Origin of the sequence: Paenibacillus sp. FSL M7-0134, assembly GCF_038007865.1 — a bacterium.
Lineage (GTDB): Bacteria > Bacillota > Bacilli > Paenibacillales > Paenibacillaceae > Paenibacillus > Paenibacillus polymyxa_B.
In genome coordinates, this window is the sequence record NZ_JBBOXV010000001.1 from 1,794,694 (window position 1) to 1,815,149 (window position 20,456).

Sequence of the window (20,456 nt, forward strand, 5' to 3'; positions counted from 1 at the left end):
AATCCCCTTCCTTGCCTGCTGCTAAAATAACGTATCCCCGATGTAGCCGCCTTGCGATACACCCGGGAAGCAGGCGAACACCGCACTGCCTTTGTGTACAATGTATTCGTTCAGCTTGTCATTGCGTGCAAGCTTCTCCTGAATATGAACGAACTGCTTGAACAGATCACGCTGGTAGCTGATGAACAGCAGCCCGGCATCCAGCTGCCCTGTTTGCTTGTCCAATCCGCTTGAATACGAATAAGACCTCCGCAAAATATTAATGCTCCCGTCCCCATGAGCCAAAGCCACATGAGAGGTGGGAGGTGTAACTGGCTTGCCTTCCGGATTTTTGGCCGCCAGATCAAGCTTGTCGAACTCCTTGACCTTGCCGAGTGGGGCCCCGCTGCTGCGATGACGTCCAAAAGTATCCTCCTGGTCGCCCAATGTTGAGCGATCCCACACCTCTACCCGCATGCGTACACGGCGTACAGCCATATAACTGCCGTTACCCATCCATGCTGGTCCGTCACTGGTCTGAGTCCACACCAGCCGATTCATCTCGTCTGCCTTGGAGGTGTCCGGGTTCCCCGTACCGTCCTTGAAGCCCAGCAAATTGCGTGGTGTGCTTCCCGCAGGATCGGCCTGTGCTGTTCGCTGGAAGCCTTCCTGCGTCCAGCGAAGCACCGCCGTTCCTCTGGCGATACGCGCCAAATTACGCAGGGCATGGAAAGCTACCTGCAAGTCATTGGCACATACCTGCACTCCGATATCGCCGCCGCACCATTGCTCCTCCAGGGCATCCCCTTGAAAACGGGGCAGCTCACGGAACTCGGCAGGTTTAAGCCCTGCCAGGCCGTATCGTCCATCAAAAAAGGATGGGCCCACACCAAAGGTGATCGTCGTGCGGGATGGCGACAATCCTGCCGCCTCGCCCGTATCGGAAGGAGGGAGGTTGAGATTTTCATTATCGTTGCCAAGGAGCACGCCAGAAGTCATTGTAGCGCTTGCTTCCGTCCAGGCTTTGAAGAGGCTACGCATCTGTTTCTTGTCGCTGGTTGTTAGATCGAAAGCGGCGAAGCAGATGAAATCCTGCGCCGGAGTCACAATACCTGCCTGATGCTTACCGTAAAAAGGGATTACATCTTTGGTATCCGCATCCGTCATCATGCTTTCGAGGCGTTGACCGGCTGACAGCACGGCTCCCACGCCCCCGCCGCCAAGCAGGAGGCCTAGTCCACCTACCCCGGCCAGCTTCAATAGGTCTCGGCGTGATACGGATTTGCTTTTTCCTGACGACTCATCTTCCACTAGCTTCGCATCCTTTTTTACCAGATCAGCCTGTTCATTATGGGATTCCGCATACTGCGGCTTTTCTTGCCCTTTTTGCCGCTTAAAGCCTTTCATATCATTACACTCCTAACAATTTCCCCATTTGGGACAACGGTTCTGCCAAGGCATCGAGGTTTTGGCTCAGCTTTTTAACTTCTTCCGGTTTCAGTTTTGTATACGATACATAGCCTTCTCCGTCTTTAAAAGGAGCCAACTCCTGCTGTAAGGCCGCAAAGCGCTCACCGATTTGTTTTTCCAATGCCGCATCTTTTTGGTTCAGATCTGTTTTCAAAATGTCATATATCTTTTGCGCGCCTTCTACATTGGCAGCAAAATCGTACAAATCCGTATGAGAATATCGCTCCTCTTCACCCGTCACCTTCGAGGTAGATACTTCATTCAACAACTCGACTGCACCCGTTACCATCAGGCTGGCGTCAATATTAACTGTTTCTACTTTGGCACGCAGCAGCTTGGCATCACTCAGCAGTCGGTCGGAAAACTCGTCCATTCCTTTGGTTGTGTTTTCTTCCCATAATGTTTTTTCAATACGGTGAAAGCCGCGCCAATCCGCTGCATCCACATCACCGTCACGTGCATCAATATTCGGGTCAAGATCACCCAGCGCTTCTGCAATCGGTTCAATCCGTTCATAGTACATACGTGCAGGGGCATATAGCGCCTTGGCTTTATCCAGTTCGCCAGCTTTGACCGCGTTCGTGAATTCTTCTGTCTTCTTCACAAATGTATCGCATTGCTCGATGGCATAGGTGCGGTAAGCTGTTACCGCTTGATCAAAATTGGGGGCAGAAGCGGCAGGAGTCGTTGTCTGTGTTGTGGCTCCTGCATCTTTGGTCGTTGCGGCAGGCTGCTGAGTAGCAGTTCCGGTTTGTCCGCAACCTGCGAACAGAATAGAAGAGACCAGCACTCCGGCCGGTACGGCATAACGTAGTTTCATAATCAATGAACACCCTTTCTGGCCAAACTGGCCCTGAACCATAGTCTGTTGCGCGATATCTATATCGAATTTTTATTTTGATAATGATTATCAGTCGCGGTTTTTCTTATCATAAGGCTGGCCCATATGCCTGTCAATACATAATTTAGACACAAAGTCCAACCCATCATTAAAACAGCAAGTAAGGTGCCTATGCCCATTTTTATCCGTATATTGAACCATACCTGAGCACATGACATAAAATGTGTTGACTGTATCCCTTAACCTTGTTACACCACACAAAACCCGAGCAAGGAGGGGTGAAATTGACGAAGGGTAACGACCACAAAAACAAGTTTTTGTTAACTCACCGTGAACGTGAAGTATTTGAACTGCTAGTGCAGGACAAAACAACACGTGACATCGCCGGACAGCTATTTATTAGCGAAAAAACGGTCCGAAACCATATTTCCAATGTGATGCAAAAATTGAACGTAAAAGGTCGTTCACAGGCGGTCGTGGAATTAATCAGGCTTGGCGAATTAAAAATCTGACCTCTCGTTCCTTGCGGGGTACAAAGTCTTCTCGATGATCCTTCGACAGTGAAGGGTGGTCGGGAAGGCTTTTGTTTTGTGGTATGTTAGCTGATCAAACCTAGTAAGTTTATTCTATATTTCAAATTGAGGAGAGAAGCTGGGAAATCTATTGTAAACGTAAAACAAGCGAGTGTCATAGCAATGGACATTCGCTTGTTTTGATCGTTTTTTAGTTTAGAAACGATAATCCTGAAGCTGTTCCTGGCAGTTATCTATTCTTGCTAGCTCTGATTTGGGATAGCCCAGTCGTTTTGTTTTATTACTGCACATCCAGCAGGAACAATGGATTTTTCCTTTGGAGAATACACCATCAAATTTGACGGCCCATCCCCGGTGTGCTGAAAGCCGTTTTTTACGCTGAATAACACGTTTTCTGTGGTGCCTAAAATAAGCTCGATACCGATTTTTTTGATTAGGTTTCATTACCATCACGCTCCCTTGGGCAAAGGCTCAGCCCGCAGGAGAAACCAAGGGTATAAGTAATACTTCTACGGGCTGAGCATGATGGTAATCAGATTTAAAGGAAGAGACATGTGGCCACCTGCTTGGAATTATTTTAAAGGTGAAAGTGGGGAGTGGATGTTCATTAAATCAAAGTCAACAATTAATTTTGTTTTTAGCATAAAATCAATGCCTAATATGCCATCAAATCCATACGGCTCTTGAATAGAGCTTAGTTGAATTGGAAATGTATCTAATTGAATATGCCCGAGTTTTAGATGAGGAATTACCTGTTCGTAGCAAATTTTGTGCCGCCCACCCCGTACATCCGCTTTGCTCTCCCGTTAATGAAATCAATGTGAATGCCGATTTGGGCTAGTAAATCCGTATCAAACACTGTTGCAGCGCACCCTGTATCGAACAATACGTTTGGTAATAGAGCAGTTTGGTTGTGATGTCTCAAAGTTAAGGAAACAATTGGCAAACCATTATGGAGGTTAATCTTCATGTACGCTGCCGTACTCCTGAGAAAAACTCTTCTACAACCTCGACATCGGATCGACTGGTATGGAACACATACAGTTCGCGTGACGGATACAGTTTGTGAAAATGTTTATACCCGCTCCAAGCATCTTTCGGGTTGTCGTAATCCTGAATAACCGCCATGTCTTCAAGATTGCGCACGCGATTATTGGAACTGGCTTTTATAGCCTCAACCAACACAAATCGCCTCGGATGTGATTCGGCAATTTCTTCCCATTTCATCGACTTCACCTCGCTCTTTTTGCTTTATTTTATTATAACATAATCGGGGGGACGGCAAGGAAGCAGTAACCTCTACCATGTGATCAGTCCCGTAACCCTTTTAAAAAGGATGAAGGCTTTTGTTTTACAGAATAACCGCTGAAATATGTGGGAATTTGCGTGTAAATGATGTACTATATATAGAAGGAAGAAACTACCATTAGAGATCATAGTGCAACTAACAGGAGTGATCAAAACATAAGACTGTACCACAAAGTTATACTAAGATAGAAATGCATCTGGTGATAGTCTAAGAATATAAATCCCTACAAAGCAGTATTCAGCATGACGACAGGATGGAAGATGGATCAGGTTTTGAGCTATACTTTTATATATAGGTGTTGAAGAAGAATCACAAGGCAGAAAAAGCTCATTGCTTCAGGTAGCAGGAAGTAGCTTTTGCCTAGAGCTACCTGTGGTATATTCTTGATCGGAGGTGAACGTTAAGACATATGACACCCAACCAACACTTGATGACTTATACGCTGAACAGCGGTATAAAGGGAACTGTCGACCTAACCAGTAAGCAGGTGCAGGAATGGATCAAAGCATATCGAATTGGCAGCAAGTTTGTAACGGTTGTGGGGAAACAGTATTTTGGTTTAAACCCTGAGTTGGTAGCAGATTTCAAGGTACATAATGAATACTCGGAGCAGCGAGAACACATATCCATAATACAGCCTGTAATGGAACGCAAAGCTGTAGAGCTGGACCCCCTGGTAGAGGCGTACAGCCAGTATAAAACATTAATTCAGGTAGAATGTAAATGTGGTGCTTCCTATATAGAAGAGTCACCGCATAAAAGAACCAAGTGGTCATGCAAGGAGTGTAATAACATTGTGTTCCTAGATCGTAAAAAGGGCATGGTGGATACGGATAAAGGCAAGGCGTGGTACATGACCAACAAATACTATGTGGAAAGACAAAGCAACTGACAGATTGTCAGTTGCTTTCTAGCCATACACTCACACCTCTTATGTGCTTACCGAGATATATTAAGTCTTTTGCCAAATAATAAAATTGATGTTTTTTGCGCTTTGTAGTACATTATCAAGTGTATTATAAGGAGGCTTCTCATGTACGGACATAGACAAGATGATACTTTATACATCATGACTTACACATTAAATAGTGGTATCAAGGGCACAGTGCCTTTGTCTAATCAACAGATACAGGAATGGCTTGAGTGTTACAGAATTGGCAAAAAATTCGTAACCGAGATCGGCAAAGAGTACTTTGGACTGCATGCGGAACTGGTGGCTGATTTTAAAGTTCATAATCAGTATTCAAGCTATCAGGAGGTTATTATCCCGATTCAACAGCCGGACACTGGCCTAAAAGAGTTGTCCCAGGCTTACAAATCAACAGAAACCTTAATTAAAGTAGATTGCAAATGTGGTACATCGTATGTAACAGAATCTCCCTTTAAGCGGACCAAGTGGTACTGCACCAAATGCCGGGAGATTGTTTTTCTCGACAACAAAAAGGGAATGGTGGATACCTCCAGAGGCAAGGCCCATTATATGACCAATAAGTATTTTGTGGAACGGGAAACAACTGGCGTATAAGCCGGTTGTTTTTTTGTTCGTAAGGTTTGTACATGTCCTGACTTTTCAAAGCCGATTGCGCTATAGTGAAAAAGGGGGCTTATGGAAATGTGGAGTATTTTGCTGAATCACGTTTTGTTGATAGGATTCCTGGCTGTTTTGATTCAACGGATTTACAAGCATCGCTTTCATCAGCAAAATGGTAGCAATTTTCTGCTATGCTTGTGGGGGATCTTGCTTAATCGGTACAATAGTTTGTTTGAACTGACAACGTTATATACGGTGTATACCGTTATTTTTGCAGTAGGAGCATTGTTGTTTGGAGGTTACTGGCTTGTGCAGCTATTGGAAAAGGGGAAAGATAAATCTTAATATAACGATAGTCAGGTGGTGAACGTCATCCGGGAAGATCATACGAATGGTACAAGAAACCGCATGAGCACGAACCATGTGTACATAAACGAAACGCTTCATTTGGAACAAATCATAAGTGACCTGCGGGTGATGGGCTATGTGGCTTTTCATCATCATCCGCAAATCACAGGTGAGATTGATGAGCTGGAGGCGTTAAAAAAGCAACTATTATCGTTTTTTCAACAGCATCATGTATTGTGGATTGAGCTTGATCCGCTAACGCAATATGTGGTGGTGAATAACATGGGGAAGGCAACGGTGCTCAAACTCATGGGTCGGAAAATGAACCCGCTACGGGATCTGAGAGCAAACGCTGCTTTGGCTGGACAGCCGCTGCATGAGTTGGATCGGGAGATAGAACGGCTCAATCGGCTAGCTCACCTGTTGCGCTACACCCGTTTTTCTTAAGCGACGGGACTAACGTAAAAAAAAGCATTCACGAAGCATGGATGGTTCCATGCTGTGAATGCTTTTTAGTATTCTATTTTTTACCGCATAAGATGAGCAAATCTACTGTGACATACGGTAAATTTATTTCCTGCACTTGCTGCCAGTCTGCTTCCGTAGCTCCCCACGATAAGGGAGTCATATGGAGCAAAGGTTTCATGAGGTCGGCATTTAACATAAAACGATAGGTTAACCGTTCGGCGGATAGAAGTTTAAAATGATCTTTAAATCGGCTTAATATATTGTCATTCGAATAAGCAGGCTTATTCTTTTTCTGTTCATACAAGCATCTCAATTCCCGAAGATAATATTGTTCGGGAATGACCTTCAGGACGCAGCCGTCCTCCGAAAGGATTCTTGTAAATTCAGCATAATTAGAAGGGGATAAAATATTGAATACACCGTCAAATTGTTGATTTGAAAACGGACAATGAGCCAGATCCGCAACACACCAGAGGGTATAAGGATATTCTTTGGCTGCGGCCACAATACCTTCTTTAGACAGATCCATACCTACGCTTGTAAGCTCAGTGATTCCCTTCCAGGTCAGCTTATCCTGAATGTGGCTCAAATGAGTGCCTTCCCCGCAACCTGCATCGAGCAAGTAAAGGTGTGATTTTTGATCAAACAGTGGCTTCATAAATTTCATTATAGTGCTGCTTATCGCTTCATTTAAGGGATCGAAAAATCCGTTATTGCACATCATTCTTCTGGAGGAAAATAGTTGTTTATCATATTTAGTCTTATAGGACCGGGCGGCTAAATGTAAATACCCGTATTTTGAGAGATCATAGCAATGCTGATTCGTACATAGGAGGCTTTTACCTTCCACCATACGCATCGGTTGAGAGCATAGAGGACACCTAAAGAGATGTTGATGCTTTCCAATTAGGTCAGCCTTCATCTCGTGTTTATTCCATTTGGACACAGAAAAGCACCCCGTTCATTCGTATTTGGTGAATGAAAAAAGGCACAGCCAAATAGACCCAACCCATTTTCGGAAAAATGGTTGAGTTTTCATGAACTGTACCTCACATTACCGTAAACGAATAAACTGAATAATCATATTATGTAGCGCTCCTCAAAAAAAAATAGAAAGGGCTTTCGCCCTCTCTATTGTAACTTAGTCATAAGAAGTTGTCATGTGCTTACACCGATTTCAAAAACTCTACAATCGTCAGCAGACCCTTGTCAAAATTGTCCAAGTTAAAATGCTCGTTTGGCGCATGCAGGTTCTCATCTGGCAAGCCGAAGCCCATCAGCACGACTGGGGCAGTCAGCACACGGGAGAAGGTCTCCACGATTGGGATAGAGCCTCCATCCTTGGTAAAGAGGGCACGCACACCGTATACCTTCTCAAAAGCATCGGCCGCCGCTTGCAGAAACGCGTGTGACGGGTCGATGTTAAAGGCGTTCGCTTTTTCACCCTGTTGAATATCCAGGGTAGCTCCTGCCTGAACATGGGCGCGCAAATGGCGCTCGATTTTGTCCAGAATGTCTTGCGGATTCTGGTTAGCCACCAAGCGGCACGTGATTTTAGCATGAGCTTCTTTTGGAATGACCGTTTTCGTGCCTTCCCCTTGGAAGCCACCGTATACGCCGTTCAGCTCCAGTGTCGGACGTGCCCCAACACGCTCAACGAAGCTGAATCCTTCTTCGCCATAGAGAGAATCAAGTGCAAGATCTTGTTGCAGCTTGCTCTCATTGAAGCCTTGCTTCACGAATTCTTCTCTCATCTCTGCCGATAATGGAGCAACATCGTCGTAGAATCCTTCGACGCTTACGCCGCCTTTGTCGTCATGCAGGGTTGCCAGCAAGGACACCAGAGCATGCAGGGCATTCGGCACGCCGCCACCGAAAGAGCCGGAATGTAGATCTGTGTTCGCCGTGTGAATGGCGACTTCCAGTGAACATAGTCCACGCAAACCAGTGCAAATGGCAGGCTTCCCTTTTTCGATCAAGGAAGTGTCGGACACCAGTACAGCATCCGCAGCCAGACGTTCAGCTCCAGTTTGCAAAAACTCAAGCAGGTTCGGACTGGACACTTCTTCCTCGCCTTCAATGCAGAATTTGATGTTCAGCGGCAATGTGCCTTCCTGCTTCAAAATGGCCTCAACTGCCTTAATGTGCAAGAAAACCTGCCCTTTATCATCTGTCGCTCCGCGCGCATACAATTTTCCATCACGGATGGATGGCTCAAACGGTGGCGTTTCCCACAGGTGAAGCGGGTCTACGGGTTGTACATCATAGTGTCCATACACGAGGATCGTTGGTTTACCAGGTGCGTGCAAATGATCCGCATATACCAGCGGGTGCCCTTTGGTTGGAATGATTTCAACGTTTTCCAGACCGGCAGCAGTCAGTTTGGCAGCGAGCCAATCAGCTGCTTGGTTAATGTCCTTTTTGTGCTCCGATAATGCTGAGATACTCGGAATGGACAACCACTCCTGTAACTCGCCCAGTTGTTGCTCTCTGGCTTTTTCAAAATAATCAGAATAACTCATAGACTATGTATCCTCCTTTTTCAATGTAAATCGTGTGAATGTTGCGCTATCCTCCGAACCGAGGTCGTGGACGATATTTCTAGTTTACTACGTTTTGTGCTGAACGAAAAATAGGGAGATAAAAAAACGATTCTACCCGGGTCTGTCCAGACCTGAGCAGAATCGCCCTTAACCAAGCATATGGATGTACTTATGCGCGAATGTCCAGTTGACCGCCAAGATGAGGCTGTACGCTTTTTTCCATCATCTGCACTAAAGCCTGTCCTTGTTCATTGGCCTGATCCTTAGCCATACTTAATACCTTCACACTTACGGCTTGAGCTAAGCTGGCCTGACTCATACCTGTTGATAATGCTGCGATATCCATGTTCCAACCCTCCCTCATTGTGAAGACTCTTTCTCTGTATTTATCGGTTGGAACGGTTATTTTGTTTCATCTAATTGGAATTGTGTCAGTAAATCTTGAAGCTGCTCCGCCAGACGGGTCAAATCTGCGGCAGACGAACCGATCTCTTCCATGGAGGCGAGCTGCTCCTCTGCGGCTGCGGACACGGTCTCCGTATGGGATGCCGCTTCTTCAGCGATGCGTGTAATTTCCTCCATGCTGCTGACGACTGAACTCGTTCCATCTGCGACTCCAGCGGTAGAAGCTGCGACGTTATCGAGCTGCTTCGCTGATTTGGCTACCGCTCTACGGATGCGAGAGAAGGAGCGACCGGATAGGTCAATGGAATTAATACCATCACTTACGCGTTCCTTGGCGGATTCCATAGCGATCAGGGCTTCAGATACACCGCTCTGTATCCCTTGAATCTGTTCACGAATTTGTTGTGCGGAATAAGCTGAGTTTTCAGCCAGCTTGCGGACCTCTGTCGCCACGACAGCAAAACCTTTGCCATGCTCCCCTGCGCGTGCTGCCTCAATAGAAGCGTTCAATGCGAGCAGATTAGTCTGGCTGGCGATTTCCGTAATGACGGTGACAATCGTTCCGATTCGTCCAGAGCGGTCACTCAAAGCACTGATGATGGTATCCAGTTCTTCCACGGTAGTGCGAATGCCATCAATGGAAACGACGCTGTTGCCGATATGCTCGCTGCCTGCATCCGACGCCTGAATGGCCTGTGCGGAGTAAGTGGTCATTTCAGCCATGGTTTCAGTCATAGCGGTAATGTCTGTTGCCATGCCGCTAACCCGTGTCTGATTAGCTTTAGCGCTGCCCACTTGGCGTTCGCTGCCTGCAGCCACATCTTGAATGGCTATGGTCACATGCTCAATGGCACGGGTCGTTTGTTCTGCACCTGCTGCAAGCTCTTGCGAGGATGCCGACAAATTGCCTGTCATCGCTTGAATTTCTTTAATCATGTTACGCAGGTTATCTACCATTTGTTGAAAATATCTTGATAATTCACCAATTTCATCTGTACTGGTCGTAGCCACGTTTATCGAAAGATTACCTTGGCTGATGGCATCCATAGAATTACGTAATCTTTGGATGGGCTTAAGTATACTGCTGATTAGCCACATTGCGAGCACACCAATGATGATGGCTGCAATCACCAACACGATGATCGTCGTGATAAGAATCGGTTGGGCGGAGGCACTGGTTTCTGCTTTGTCCATCGTTCCAGCAATTCTCCAGCCTGTCAGCGTATTGGTTTTGAAAATCAGGTGTTTATCTACGCCATTAATATCGTAACTAAAGCTACCTTCTTTGGAGGCAAATAATTCGGGTATCGTTTCCCCCATTTTGGTACTTCCGCTGACTTCTGTCGGGTGGGTAACGATACGTTTGGTACCATCTAATATCATAATATAGCCATTTTGTCCGATTTTTAAATTTGTGATTTCTTTTAAATTATTTAGGTTCAGCGAAAGACCGAGAACACCACTGTTGTCAGGAAGTGTACGTGAAATATATACAACGGGGACCTTAGCCGTATTGAGTCCGACAGGGCTGATTACGGTTTGTCCGGGTTTCTCCATGGCCTGTTTGTACCACGGACGTTCACGAGGGTCGTTTGTGGAGCCTACGGCTTTGCCAATAATGAGTTTTCCTTCGGGAGTTCCTACAAACATATCAACAGCTTCCGCATGCATTTTTAAATACACTTGTAACCTTTTCAGGATGTCTTCATCTGCTTCGGCACTGTTATCACTAGCCGTCATCGTCGTAGAGTAATATTCGAGATCAGCGATTTTGGCTTGAATCGTTTGAGTAACTGCACGATCGGATGCGGTAACGCTAGTTGTCGCACTATCGAGTAATTGGCGGTCCGTCTGTTTATATGCTGCTTGATAAGAAAAAGAACTTACAATAATGCTTGGAACAAGCATGACCAGTAGAAATGCTGCTGTCAATTTCTTGCGTAGTGTTAATGTTTTGAGTCGTCTCAGTTGTTTCATCAAACCCCTGCTTTCTATCTACATATTCATTTCTAATATTTATACCATATGTATTTACTATCGGTTATTTTGAGCTGAATTGATAGATTTATTACTAATTTGTCCAATACGCTAAAGAATTTCTTGCATAGCATGGAGTATCTTGCAATTTGGAGGGATAAGGTATGGGTTTTTTTCTGGATATGAGAAGCTCCACCAATTCATCAAAAACAGGTGAGGGTCCCGATATACAGCTGGGTCCTATACCGGAGCGGTTCGGTTTGATCACCCTGCGGACCTTTCTTGTGCCGGGTCCGATTGTAACTTTTAGTGGTTCCATTGGCCTAATCGGTGAGCTTGGCGATACGTATGCGGTTGAAATCGTGCGTGGAGCCGACTATGATCCGAGTGAGGTAGTCTACCGCGCCGAGGGGGTACTGGGCGTGACTGGGGCTAATGAAACGCAAGCTTTTAATGCACAGGATCTATCTGCTCCCTGGGCAATACAAACAGTATATTCTTCTTATATTTCTGGTGTATCGACCACTGTTCGTAATGGTCCAGAGGTATTCACGGGCATTGCTTCGACTCCGTTTTTGTAAATATATCAGGTGATTATTTCTATAGTAAATGCTCGCTGCCTGTTCGTGGTTCTCCTAGGATAGTCCGCTGCGCTAACTAGCCACGAGCATAGACAGACATCTGCTGCAGACTCGTGGCTATAATTCTCAACAACAACACCCAGAGCACAAATGACCTAGTTGTTGTAATTTCCTTTATGAGCGTGTTCTACAGAGTTGATTGTGCTTCTCGGATTCTATTTCTTTAGAATCTCTCGCAAATACACTGTCAACTCATCTGCTGCTTTGGCATGGGCGGAGAGCCCGGGATGGCTGCGAGATCCTATCGTTTCTTCCGTCGTGTTAGGCAGTTGGAATACAGACACATTCCGATCCCTCGTTTTTTTCTTGTACGCGTCTACCGCTCGGTAGATTGAGGGCATCATCGGAGTACCCAGCATCCCATAGGCCCACACAATATGGGCAGCAGGATTGCAGGTCCGAAGCTTGACAAGAAAACGTACGATAGCGCTTTCAAAAGATTGTAAATCTTCTTCATTGAATGTGCCGTCCTCGTTCAAGCGTTGCTTGTACACTTTCCCGCTTGCTGGGTCCGTCCATGCAGGAGAATAAAAGGCTCCCCCGTCATTAGTCCCCAAATTCACTACGACCACGTCCGGCTGCCATGAGGTAAAATCATAATCTGAAAATGCCCCTAATGCTTCATTTCTCTCACCGGTCAGCACACCACATATCTGCTCATAATATGCCGGTATGTTCGCATGCGGATTATTATCCCAGCTTGTTAGGACACCCCATCCGCTTTGTGATAACACTCGGTAGTCCGCATTTAGTGCTTCGGCTGTTATGGCTGTATAATTGCGTAGTGCTGTGAACAGCATGGGAACCCAGTCTGTCTCCTCCTTCGCTCCAATCGTTCCTTCTCCCGAGGTAATGCTGTCACCGATAAATTCCACCTTGAGGGGCTTATCAGTGACTGGCAGCAATTCCCCATCAACCTTCAGGGCATGAATTTGCAACAAGCAGCGCGAGTCCGAACTCATAGGCTGGACATCCTTGACCACACGGACATTTTTGACCGTGTCAGGGTTCAACCCTCTCAAAAGACAGATCCAATGTCGTCCTGCGGTCACCATCAGGCGACTCATCGGAACCCCATTGATGACAATACTGATCCAGGGTTCAAACACCTGGTAATCGGCCTCAATTTCAATCCACAGCTCTGAGCCTTTGATATTCAATTCAATGCCACTGCCTGTCCAAAACAGAGTAAGAGGTGTACGTGTTTGCGTAGTTCGACCATGAACCTTTACATGCTTTGCTTTTGTAAGTGGATATGTCTTCAATCTCTTGTTATGTGACATTTCAACATCCTCCTCATAATTTCTAAATGAATGCTAGTTTCTGTAATATTGTAAAAGAAGTGACAGGAAATCTCAAATTCTATTTCTAAACAAGCAAGGGCCCAAGGCTTTATATGGATTATTCTTTTCGATCACGGACTTTAGGAAAATGTATGATAGCAAAAAGCACCAGCAAACTGAAATTTGCTAGTGCTTTTTTGATATACGGAGCAAAGATTACTTGTTAAGTGGATTTTTTCACAAATTATCTTTATTCATTAATTAGCTTTGCCGAACATGACGATATTAATCGCCTTGCCGAAGTCTATACCTACTTTGCCAGTTAGCTCTGCTGTTTTTTGTGCTAACACGACTGCATTGACACCACAAGAGAATAGCGCAATATCAAAGTCATCTTTGTGTGCTGCGATCCATTGGAGTGTTTCAGGCATTTGTTCATATTGATGAAATGCCAGCGTGTGCGCGATATTCAGCCTGTACGGATCGGCCTCAAGAACAGGCTTTACTTCAGTGGCCGTCCGGGTGACCAGCAGAATGCGTCGATTTTTCAGCATGTCCCAGAAAGCGGGTGTCTTAGCCAAATACCGATTCAGGCAGGCGTGGCAGGTCAGCGCGGGGGAAAGAGCATAGTGAGCAAAGACCTGATCGGTCAGCTCCCGCTTCATATAGGATGGTGCTTTAATAGATTCGTCATCATATGGCAAAATGCCAGCAATGCTAGCTTTGCTCACTGCCTCAGCCACCGCGTCCCGTAGTTCCGTATTCGGTAGAAACAGTCCCTTTTGACCGAGATTGGCTTTGACCGCCCAACGTTCCTGTAATACCTTTTCCATCGGCCAGACGGTGTCCTGCGACAACACCAAATTTTCACCATCCCCAATACGAATGAGCGAAAAGGACTGGTGCTGATCGAGTGCCAGCTTCAATCGTTTCAGTACCTCGTCAATCTCCAGATACCTTGGATTCGTCATAACATGTTACCTCCCTGTCGTTCCTGCTTGTTCAACTTTTCAGATGGAGCAAAAAACTTTGTATTCTATCATATGTCGAAAGCAAAAAGGTTTTTGTATGAACGGCTATTATTTTTGGATTCTACCTATTTTTACAAGATTCGTTGCATCTGTACGTGCCGTTTCAGAGGCGTCTTCATAACTTGAGAGAAGACGGTTGAAAGGGAGGAAGATCAATGAATCGCAAGATTGTAATTGAAATTAATTTTAATAACTATGGGATGAATCCCAACCGCCTGACACGTGAGTGGATCAGCGAGCGACTGGATATATTCAGAACCTTTACGCTGCGTAGTTTACTCAGTCAGACAAATACGGATTTCTTATCTGTCGTCAAGCTGGCGGGCGGATGCAGTGACATTGTGGAAGAGGAACTAGCCCGACATGAGCCCATTCCCGACCACATCCGTTTTGGTACGAGCATCGAAAGTAAACGTCGAATTCATGCGTACATCGAAGGCGCGGACGAACTGCTCATTGCTCGAATAGATTCCGACGATTTATACCACCAGTCATTTGTACAACAGTTACATGATTACAAGTTTCAACCGGAGACGGTTGCGCTGGTGAACCAGATGGGTTACCTGTGGGATGCGGTTGAGGGGCAGATGGCACCGGTGTTTCACCGTTCGCCTTCTTTTTATGTGTTTCGCTATCAAGTGGAGGATTTTCTAAATGATTACCGTGTCGTCATTCCTGGGAAGGGTACGCACGGATATGTAACGGAGCTGCCGCATGAGGTCATTCCACTTCGCAACTATGTGAACGTCATTCATGCCGCAAATACTTCGGTAAAAAAAGTGCCGGCGAAGGATCGGCTGTCAGAGAATGAAATGAATGCTGTGCTGGCTGAATTTCTGGGAACAGACATTGCCAATTCGTAACGGTCAGGAGGAGATTATATTGTTTAAAGGAAAAAAACTGCTAGTGACCGGAGGCACGGGATCTTGGGGGCAACGCCTAACGGCTGAATTGCTGAAGGAGGGACCGGCGGAAATCCGGATATTCTCACGCGGTGAATTTGCACAGATTGCCATGCAGCGGCAATTTCAATCTGATCCTCGCCTGAATTTCATGATTGGAGATATTCGCGATCTTCAGGCATTGCAGGAGGCATGTCGCGGAGTGGACTATGTGTTCCATTTGGCGGCATTAAAGCATGTCCCTGTGTGTGAGAGACAGCCAGAGGAGGCTTTCAAGACGAACGTACACGGTACGGAAAATGTGATCCGGGCCAGCATAGAGCAGGGAGTCGCCAAGGTAATTGATGTCTCTACAGACAAGGCGGTAGACCCGGTGAATGTATATGGCATGACGAAGGCGATCGGTGAAAGACTGATGATCCGCGCCAACACTTTAAGTGAGCGTACTCGCTTTGTGTGTATTCGCGGCGGCAACGTGTTGGGGACGAGTGGAAGTGTCGTGCCCCTGTTCAAGCGCCAGATCGCGGAAGGGCAGGAATTAACGCTGACGAGCCCAGATATGACACGCTTCTTCCTCACGCTCGGAGAGGCGATTGGCTTGCTGCTGAAGGCTTCTGTCACGGCAATTGGGGGAGAGACCCTTGTGATGAAAATGAAGGGCTGCAATATTGCAGATCTGGCAGAAGTGATGAAAGAACAGGCGGGACAGCCTGCGTTGAAAGTGAAGGAGATTGGTATACGTGGTGGGGAAAAGCTGCATGAGGTGCTGATTTCGCCCTATGAGGTGCCGCATACGTATCGCTATGATGACCGTTATTTTGTTATTCTTCCCCAGCAAGCAGACGAGCGCTTACTGAGCCAATATGGTGGATTGGAACGAGTGAGCTTCGATCAATATCGCTCGGACGATGAGTTAATGGATCGCGTTGGAATTGCTGAGCTACTGCGAGGCATGGAGTAACGATGAAAGAGGTGGGTATTTTGCAGCTTATGGAAAAAATAACTAAAGGAACTGTAAAGGTTGCGGTAATCGGCCTCGGTTATGTAGGGCTGCCCATGGCAGTGGAAATGGCACAGGCTGGTTATGATGTATATGGTGTAGATTCCGATCCTGTCAAAGTAGCCAAGCTGCTTCAAGGAAAGTCGTACATCATAGACATTGGCGATGATGCATTGGAAGGTCTGATCGGGCAGCAATTGCATCCAGTTACGGATATCAAGGTGCTGGAGCATGCGGATATCGTCGTGATTTGTGTGCCTACGCCGCTGACAGACGGACATCAGCCGGATACGTCCTATATTGAAACGGCTATTGATCAGGCCATACCTCATTTGCGTAGACAAACACTGTTGATTCTGGAAAGCACCACCTATCCGGGAACGACCGAGGAACTGATTCGGCCGGTGATAGAGCAGCGCAGGGGCTGGACGGTAGGTAAGGATTTCTATGTGTGCTTTTCACCGGAACGTGTTGATCCGGGCAGCATTCATTTTAATATTCGCAACACACCCAAGGTGATCGGCGGTTGCACGCCGGATTGTCTGGCAGCGGGAGTGGGTTTTTATGGCTCCTTTTTGGACCAGATTGTTCCAGTCAGCTCGACAACCGTGGCGGAAGCCGCCAAGCTGTTCGAGAATACGTTCCGCAGCGTCAACATTGGAATGGTCAATGAGCTGACAGCCGCCTGCGAGAAAATTGGCATCAATATATGGGAGGTACTGGATGCAGCGGCAACCAAGCCATTCGGCTATATGCCTTTTTATCCGGGACCTGGCATCGGGGGGCACTGTATCCCGGTTGATCCGCTATACTTGTCATGGAAATCCGAGCAGCATGGTTTTCCACTGGAATTCGTGGACTTGGCAGATCGCATGAATCGGCGTATGCCGCTGTATATTGCGGAGCGAATTGAAGCCATGCTCGCTCAGAAAGGTAAAGCCATAAACAAAGCCAAAATCATTCTGGCAGGTGTGGCCTACAAAAAGGACATTGATGATGTTCGGGAATCCCCAGCTCTTGTCCTGTTTGAACATCTAATAAAAATGGGAGCTTCGGTGAGCTTCACCGACCCATATGTATCGAGCTTTAAGCTGAACGGTGAAGCAATCCCATCTCGAACGACAAATGCTCAGCTATGGGAAAGTGCAGATATCGTAGTCATCACGACAGACCATTCTGTGGTGGATTACCAACAGCTGGTCGACCATGCCCCGCTGGTCTTCGATACACGTAATGCGACCGCACATTGCACAGGTGGACATGTCGTGATCTTGGGGCATCCCGGTGATGGAGGGGGCGCCGCTGTTGGCTAACCGTGATCAGGTAAACGAACGTTATTACGGGCAGATCAATTCGGAGGAATCTCATGAAGCCACCCGCAATAGAATTCACTGGATTTGCCGCCATGTACAGGGGCGTACCGTGCTGGATGTTGGGTGCAGTCAGGGGATAACGTCCATTTTGCTTGGACGGGAAGGCTTTGAGGTAACGGCTATTGATTTGGAAGAGGGCAGCATTTCTTATGCAAAAAAAGAACTTCGTCAGGAATCTGCACCAGTCCGGGGAAGAGTCCACTTTCAGTTAAAGGACATTTCACAATTTGAGCGTCCTCCCGGTGGATTTGATACCATTATTTTAGGGGAGATTTTGGAACATTTTGCGCATCCCGACACCCTGCTGGCTCATGCTTACCGCTTGTTGAATAAAAAGGGAACGCTCGTCTTGTCTGTACCTTATGGATACCATCCTTTCCATGATCACAAGCGGACTTACTATGCTGGGAGCCTCTCCCGTGTGTTGTATCCTTATTTTGATGAACAAGCGCTGGAGGTACATCACAAATATTTGTGCTTTGCCGGCCGCAAGAAGTCGAAAGAACTGCGTGAGGTCAAACCAGAGGTAGCGCATCTGAATGAGTGGATGAAACTGGACGAGGAACAATTTCGACTGGTGGAGCAGCAGCATGTTCGCAAAATGAATCAGCGAAAGGCCGCACTCGACAAGGCGGTACAGCGAATCCGGCATATGGAGGAACAACTTTTGCCGATGGAAAGGTATGTACGTGCCGAACAGCTAGTCAAGACGCAGGCTGAAAGGAGAGGTGCATATACTGATGGCGAGTCTACCGGAAAAACGAAGGCAGATTCAGCCAAAGGTAAAGGGGATGACGTGAAGTCATGACTGAGCATCCAATGACCATCAGCTTGTGCATGATCGTAAAGAACGAGGAGCAGACACTTGCACGCTGTCTGGATTCGGTCGCAGACCTGATGGATGAAATCATCATTGTGGACACGGGATCGACGGATCAGACGAAGACGATAGCAGCCCGCTATACGGATCGGCTTTATACGTTTGAATGGAAGGATGATTTTGCAGCCGCCCGTAATGAATCGTTTGATAAGGCGACGTGTTCCTACATCATGTGGCTGGATGCGGACGATGTGCTGCTGGAGCCGGAGCGTGAGCGCCTGCGTGCCTTGAAGCAGCGTTTGTCTATGGATATCGACGCAGTGGTAATGCCACTTCATTTGGCAGAGGGGGAGCAGGGTGAACTGTTGTTCACCTCACGCCGTATCCGTCTCGTGAAGCGTGAGCGACAATATCGCTTGGAGGGACGTCTGCATGAGGATTTGGTGATACCTCAAGGGCAAATCGTTCATTCAGATGTGGCAGTCACACACCGCCGAATGCAAGACCACACGCTCCGTAATCAACGTATTCTCGCCAGGTGGATCAGCGAAAGCGGCAAGCTGGAGGGGCGTCTGCTGTATTTGCATGCCAATGAATGTTTTGACCGTAAAGAATATGCCGAGGCGGCAGAGGCGTTCAATCATCTGTTGGAGGAGCCGAGCGGCTACCGGGAGGAGAGGATTACCGCTTGTGCGCGCTCGGCGGAATGCTATCTTCACCTCGGGAAGCCGGAGCAACAGCTGGATAGTCTGTTACGCTCCTTTCGATACGGTGTACCGCAATCAGACTTGTGCTGCATGATCGGTGACTGGTTTTTCACACGAAACGAATGGAGCACTGCCGCATACTGGTATGAAAAGGCATTGGAGCAACAGCATCACCTTCCGGGTATGCGACCTGTTCCGCTGCCATGCTACTCCTGGTTACCTCATGTGCGGCTCAGCCATTGCTACGCCCATGCAGGTAAGCTGGACGCTTCGTATGAGCATAACCAAACCGCTTTACGCTATTTACCTGACGACCCGCATTTACTGGATAACGAACGCAAGCTCAGGGAGGCTATTTCCAACTCCTCACCCTCAGCCCGTTCCTCAAAATAGTTCAAGCTGTTCCGGCCCGTTATCCTCTTCGGGTGGCTTGCGAGGTGGAAAAGGTTTAGGGTCCATGCCAAGCATGGTCATGAGCTGCTTGGCGTTAGCAGCGGCGTCTCCACCTGAGTTGTTGTTGAAAATAACGCACACCTCACGGCTTTGCTGCTCCAGCTCCAGCAATCTGTCTCTCCATTCGGTCAACTCTTGTTCATTGTACCGATACAGATAACGAACCTCCCGCCAATTAGGCGCGGAGCTTTGATTCCAGCCCGATATGTTCCGTCCGTGGAGACGTACGATTGTCAGATTACCGTCTGTAGCCAACGGCACAATGGGAACTGACCCCAGTCCCGCCTGCGGCTCGTCGCATACGCTGTGTATCCAGCCTTCTTCACGCATGAATGCCAGCGTTTGTTTCCGAAAATCGGGTGTGAACCAGCTTTGATGTCTGAATTCAAGTACAGATGGGACCTCTCCCATCCTTTTTTTCGTGTCTCGCAGTACAGCGACATTCTCACGTGTACAGTCGAACCAGGGCGGGTACTGAAACAGCACGGCTTTGAGCTTGCCCGCTTCGCGAAGAGGCTGTATGGATGCATGCAGTGCTTCGTACATGGCATCTATTGTTTTGAAGTAAGGCTGCTTGCCGCGGGTATGTCCAGTCATGCCTTGATAGGCTTTGACGAGAAATGAAAAAGAGTCTGGGGTTTCCGCCGCCCAGCGTGCCATACGATCTGTGGGCTGCACCGCATAGAAAGAACTATCCATCTCTACTACCGGAAAATGGCTTCCATAGACGCTTAGTTTTTGGTTAGCTTTGGTGCCCGTTGGATACAAGTCATCGTGATCGCCCCAACCCGTAAGTCCAATTTGAATCATAACTTCCCCGCTCCTTTCTCTTATGAATACTT

General features: G+C 47.1%; 23 protein-coding genes and 1 pseudogene. 11 read left to right on the top strand and 13 right to left on the bottom strand.

Features of this window, described 5'->3' with window-relative positions; translation table 11 throughout:
* Window positions 1-21: 21 nt before the first annotated feature.
* Window positions 22-1,386, bottom strand: a complete 1,365-nt coding sequence (gene efeB, locus NSQ58_RS08010) for an iron uptake transporter deferrochelatase/peroxidase subunit (RefSeq protein ID WP_340857835.1) — start codon at window positions 1,384-1,386, stop codon at window positions 22-24.
* Window positions 1,387-1,390: 4 nt separating this feature from the next.
* Complete coding sequence (gene efeO / locus NSQ58_RS08015; protein WP_023990051.1) at window positions 1,391-2,269, bottom strand: iron uptake system protein EfeO; 879 nt, start codon at window positions 2,267-2,269, stop codon at window positions 1,391-1,393.
* A gap of 305 nt (window positions 2,270-2,574) precedes the next feature.
* Here efeO and NSQ58_RS08020 point away from each other — a divergent pair, with 305 nt between their 5' ends.
* Complete coding sequence (locus NSQ58_RS08020; RefSeq protein WP_007431813.1) at window positions 2,575-2,802, top strand: helix-turn-helix domain-containing protein; 228 nt, start codon at window positions 2,575-2,577, stop codon at window positions 2,800-2,802.
* Between the two features lie 216 nt (window positions 2,803-3,018).
* Here the strand turns inward: NSQ58_RS08020 and NSQ58_RS08025 are convergent, their stop codons facing one another.
* From NSQ58_RS08025 to NSQ58_RS08035, 3 genes are all read right to left on the bottom strand, one after another.
* Window positions 3,019-3,267 carry a hypothetical protein gene (locus NSQ58_RS08025; protein WP_341057147.1) on the bottom strand — a complete coding sequence of 83 codons (249 nt, stop codon included), beginning with the start codon at window positions 3,265-3,267 and terminating at the stop codon, window positions 3,019-3,021.
* 304 nt (window positions 3,268-3,571) lie between these two features.
* Complete coding sequence (locus NSQ58_RS08030) at window positions 3,572-3,793, bottom strand: hypothetical protein (RefSeq protein WP_235322313.1); 222 nt, start codon at window positions 3,791-3,793, stop codon at window positions 3,572-3,574.
* Window positions 3,790-4,050, bottom strand: coding sequence for a hypothetical protein (locus NSQ58_RS08035; RefSeq protein WP_023990050.1), 261 nt, complete (start codon window positions 4,048-4,050; stop codon window positions 3,790-3,792). Before NSQ58_RS08035 ends, NSQ58_RS08030 begins: the two co-directional genes overlap by 4 nt.
* Before the next feature lie 491 nt (window positions 4,051-4,541).
* On the opposite strand from NSQ58_RS08035, the gene NSQ58_RS08040 reads away from it, so the two are divergent.
* The 4 genes from NSQ58_RS08040 to NSQ58_RS08055 all read left to right on the top strand — a co-directional run bounded on the left by NSQ58_RS08040 (window position 4,542) and on the right by NSQ58_RS08055 (window position 6,458).
* A complete protein-coding gene (locus NSQ58_RS08040; protein ID WP_023990049.1) occupies window positions 4,542-5,024 on the top strand; it encodes a hypothetical protein in 483 nt (160 codons plus the stop codon).
* A gap of 141 nt (window positions 5,025-5,165) precedes the next feature.
* Entirely contained in the window at window positions 5,166-5,657 is a 492-nt protein-coding gene (locus NSQ58_RS08045) for a hypothetical protein (RefSeq protein WP_013311697.1), read from the top strand.
* Window positions 5,658-5,744: 87 nt separating this feature from the next.
* Window positions 5,745-6,008 carry a hypothetical protein gene (locus NSQ58_RS08050; protein WP_023990048.1) on the top strand — a complete coding sequence of 88 codons (264 nt, stop codon included), beginning with the start codon at window positions 5,745-5,747 and terminating at the stop codon, window positions 6,006-6,008.
* Between the two features lie 63 nt (window positions 6,009-6,071).
* Complete coding sequence (locus NSQ58_RS08055) at window positions 6,072-6,458, top strand: hypothetical protein (protein WP_200888139.1); 387 nt, start codon at window positions 6,072-6,074, stop codon at window positions 6,456-6,458.
* A gap of 73 nt (window positions 6,459-6,531) precedes the next feature.
* On the opposite strand, the gene NSQ58_RS08060 is transcribed toward NSQ58_RS08055, so the two are convergent.
* The 5 genes and pseudogenes from NSQ58_RS08060 to NSQ58_RS08080 all read right to left on the bottom strand — a co-directional run bounded on the left by NSQ58_RS08060 (window position 6,532) and on the right by NSQ58_RS08080 (window position 11,404).
* Window positions 6,532-7,146 carry a methyltransferase domain-containing protein gene (locus NSQ58_RS08060; protein WP_233903765.1) on the bottom strand — a complete coding sequence of 205 codons (615 nt, stop codon included), beginning with the start codon at window positions 7,144-7,146 and terminating at the stop codon, window positions 6,532-6,534.
* Window positions 7,147-7,269: 123 nt separating this feature from the next.
* Window positions 7,270-7,401 (bottom strand): annotated as a pseudogene (locus tag NSQ58_RS08065) (putative RNA methyltransferase); the annotation flags it as partial.
* Window positions 7,402-7,645: 244 nt separating this feature from the next.
* Window positions 7,646-9,001 (bottom strand): dipeptidase, encoded by a 1,356-nt coding sequence (locus tag NSQ58_RS08070; RefSeq protein WP_025721870.1) that lies wholly within the window; start codon window positions 8,999-9,001, stop codon window positions 7,646-7,648.
* Between the two features lie 190 nt (window positions 9,002-9,191).
* Window positions 9,192-9,368, bottom strand: coding sequence for a YjfB family protein (locus tag NSQ58_RS08075; RefSeq protein WP_341057150.1), 177 nt, complete (start codon window positions 9,366-9,368; stop codon window positions 9,192-9,194).
* Window positions 9,369-9,424: 56 nt separating this feature from the next.
* Complete coding sequence (locus tag NSQ58_RS08080) at window positions 9,425-11,404, bottom strand: methyl-accepting chemotaxis protein (RefSeq protein ID WP_028541518.1); 1,980 nt, start codon at window positions 11,402-11,404, stop codon at window positions 9,425-9,427.
* Between the two features lie 164 nt (window positions 11,405-11,568).
* On the opposite strand from NSQ58_RS08080, the gene NSQ58_RS08085 reads away from it, so the two are divergent.
* Window positions 11,569-11,985: a hypothetical protein gene (locus tag NSQ58_RS08085; RefSeq protein ID WP_023990042.1), complete on the top strand. Its 417-nt coding sequence runs from the start codon at window positions 11,569-11,571 to the stop codon at window positions 11,983-11,985.
* A 215-nt stretch (window positions 11,986-12,200) separates the two neighbouring features.
* Here the strand turns inward: NSQ58_RS08085 and NSQ58_RS08090 are convergent, their stop codons facing one another.
* Window positions 12,201-13,328 carry an SGNH/GDSL hydrolase family protein gene (locus tag NSQ58_RS08090; RefSeq protein WP_340959534.1) on the bottom strand — a complete coding sequence of 376 codons (1,128 nt, stop codon included), beginning with the start codon at window positions 13,326-13,328 and terminating at the stop codon, window positions 12,201-12,203.
* 257 nt (window positions 13,329-13,585) lie between these two features.
* On the bottom strand, window positions 13,586-14,299 hold the full coding sequence (locus tag NSQ58_RS08095; protein WP_341057152.1) for a GT-D fold domain-containing glycosyltransferase: 714 nt from the start codon (window positions 14,297-14,299) through the stop codon (window positions 13,586-13,588).
* Window positions 14,300-14,514: 215 nt separating this feature from the next.
* Between NSQ58_RS08095 and NSQ58_RS08100 the strand changes: the two genes are divergently transcribed.
* Genes NSQ58_RS08100 through NSQ58_RS08120 form a run of 5 tightly spaced genes read left to right on the top strand, consistent with a single transcriptional unit; the run spans window position 14,515 to window position 19,554 of the window.
* Window positions 14,515-15,222, top strand: coding sequence for a glycosyltransferase family A protein (locus NSQ58_RS08100; protein WP_068941740.1), 708 nt, complete (start codon window positions 14,515-14,517; stop codon window positions 15,220-15,222).
* 19 nt (window positions 15,223-15,241) lie between these two features.
* Entirely contained in the window at window positions 15,242-16,222 is a 981-nt protein-coding gene (locus NSQ58_RS08105; protein WP_341057154.1) for a polysaccharide biosynthesis protein, read from the top strand.
* Between the two features lie 2 nt (window positions 16,223-16,224).
* A complete protein-coding gene (locus NSQ58_RS08110) occupies window positions 16,225-17,574 on the top strand; it encodes a nucleotide sugar dehydrogenase (protein WP_264454627.1) in 1,350 nt (449 codons plus the stop codon).
* Window positions 17,567-18,442 (top strand): class I SAM-dependent methyltransferase, encoded by an 876-nt coding sequence (locus NSQ58_RS08115; protein ID WP_069080432.1) that lies wholly within the window; start codon window positions 17,567-17,569, stop codon window positions 18,440-18,442. The genes NSQ58_RS08110 and NSQ58_RS08115 overlap by 8 nt, the downstream gene beginning before the upstream one ends.
* Complete coding sequence (locus NSQ58_RS08120; RefSeq protein ID WP_341057156.1) at window positions 18,439-19,554, top strand: tetratricopeptide repeat-containing glycosyltransferase family 2 protein; 1,116 nt, start codon at window positions 18,439-18,441, stop codon at window positions 19,552-19,554. Before NSQ58_RS08115 ends, NSQ58_RS08120 begins: the two co-directional genes overlap by 4 nt.
* On the opposite strand, the gene NSQ58_RS08125 is transcribed toward NSQ58_RS08120, so the two are convergent.
* A complete protein-coding gene (locus NSQ58_RS08125) occupies window positions 19,546-20,424 on the bottom strand; it encodes a DUF72 domain-containing protein (RefSeq protein WP_341057159.1) in 879 nt (292 codons plus the stop codon). The two genes, NSQ58_RS08120 and NSQ58_RS08125, sit on opposite strands and share 9 nt — an antisense overlap.
* Between the last annotated feature and the right edge of the window lie 32 nt (window positions 20,425-20,456).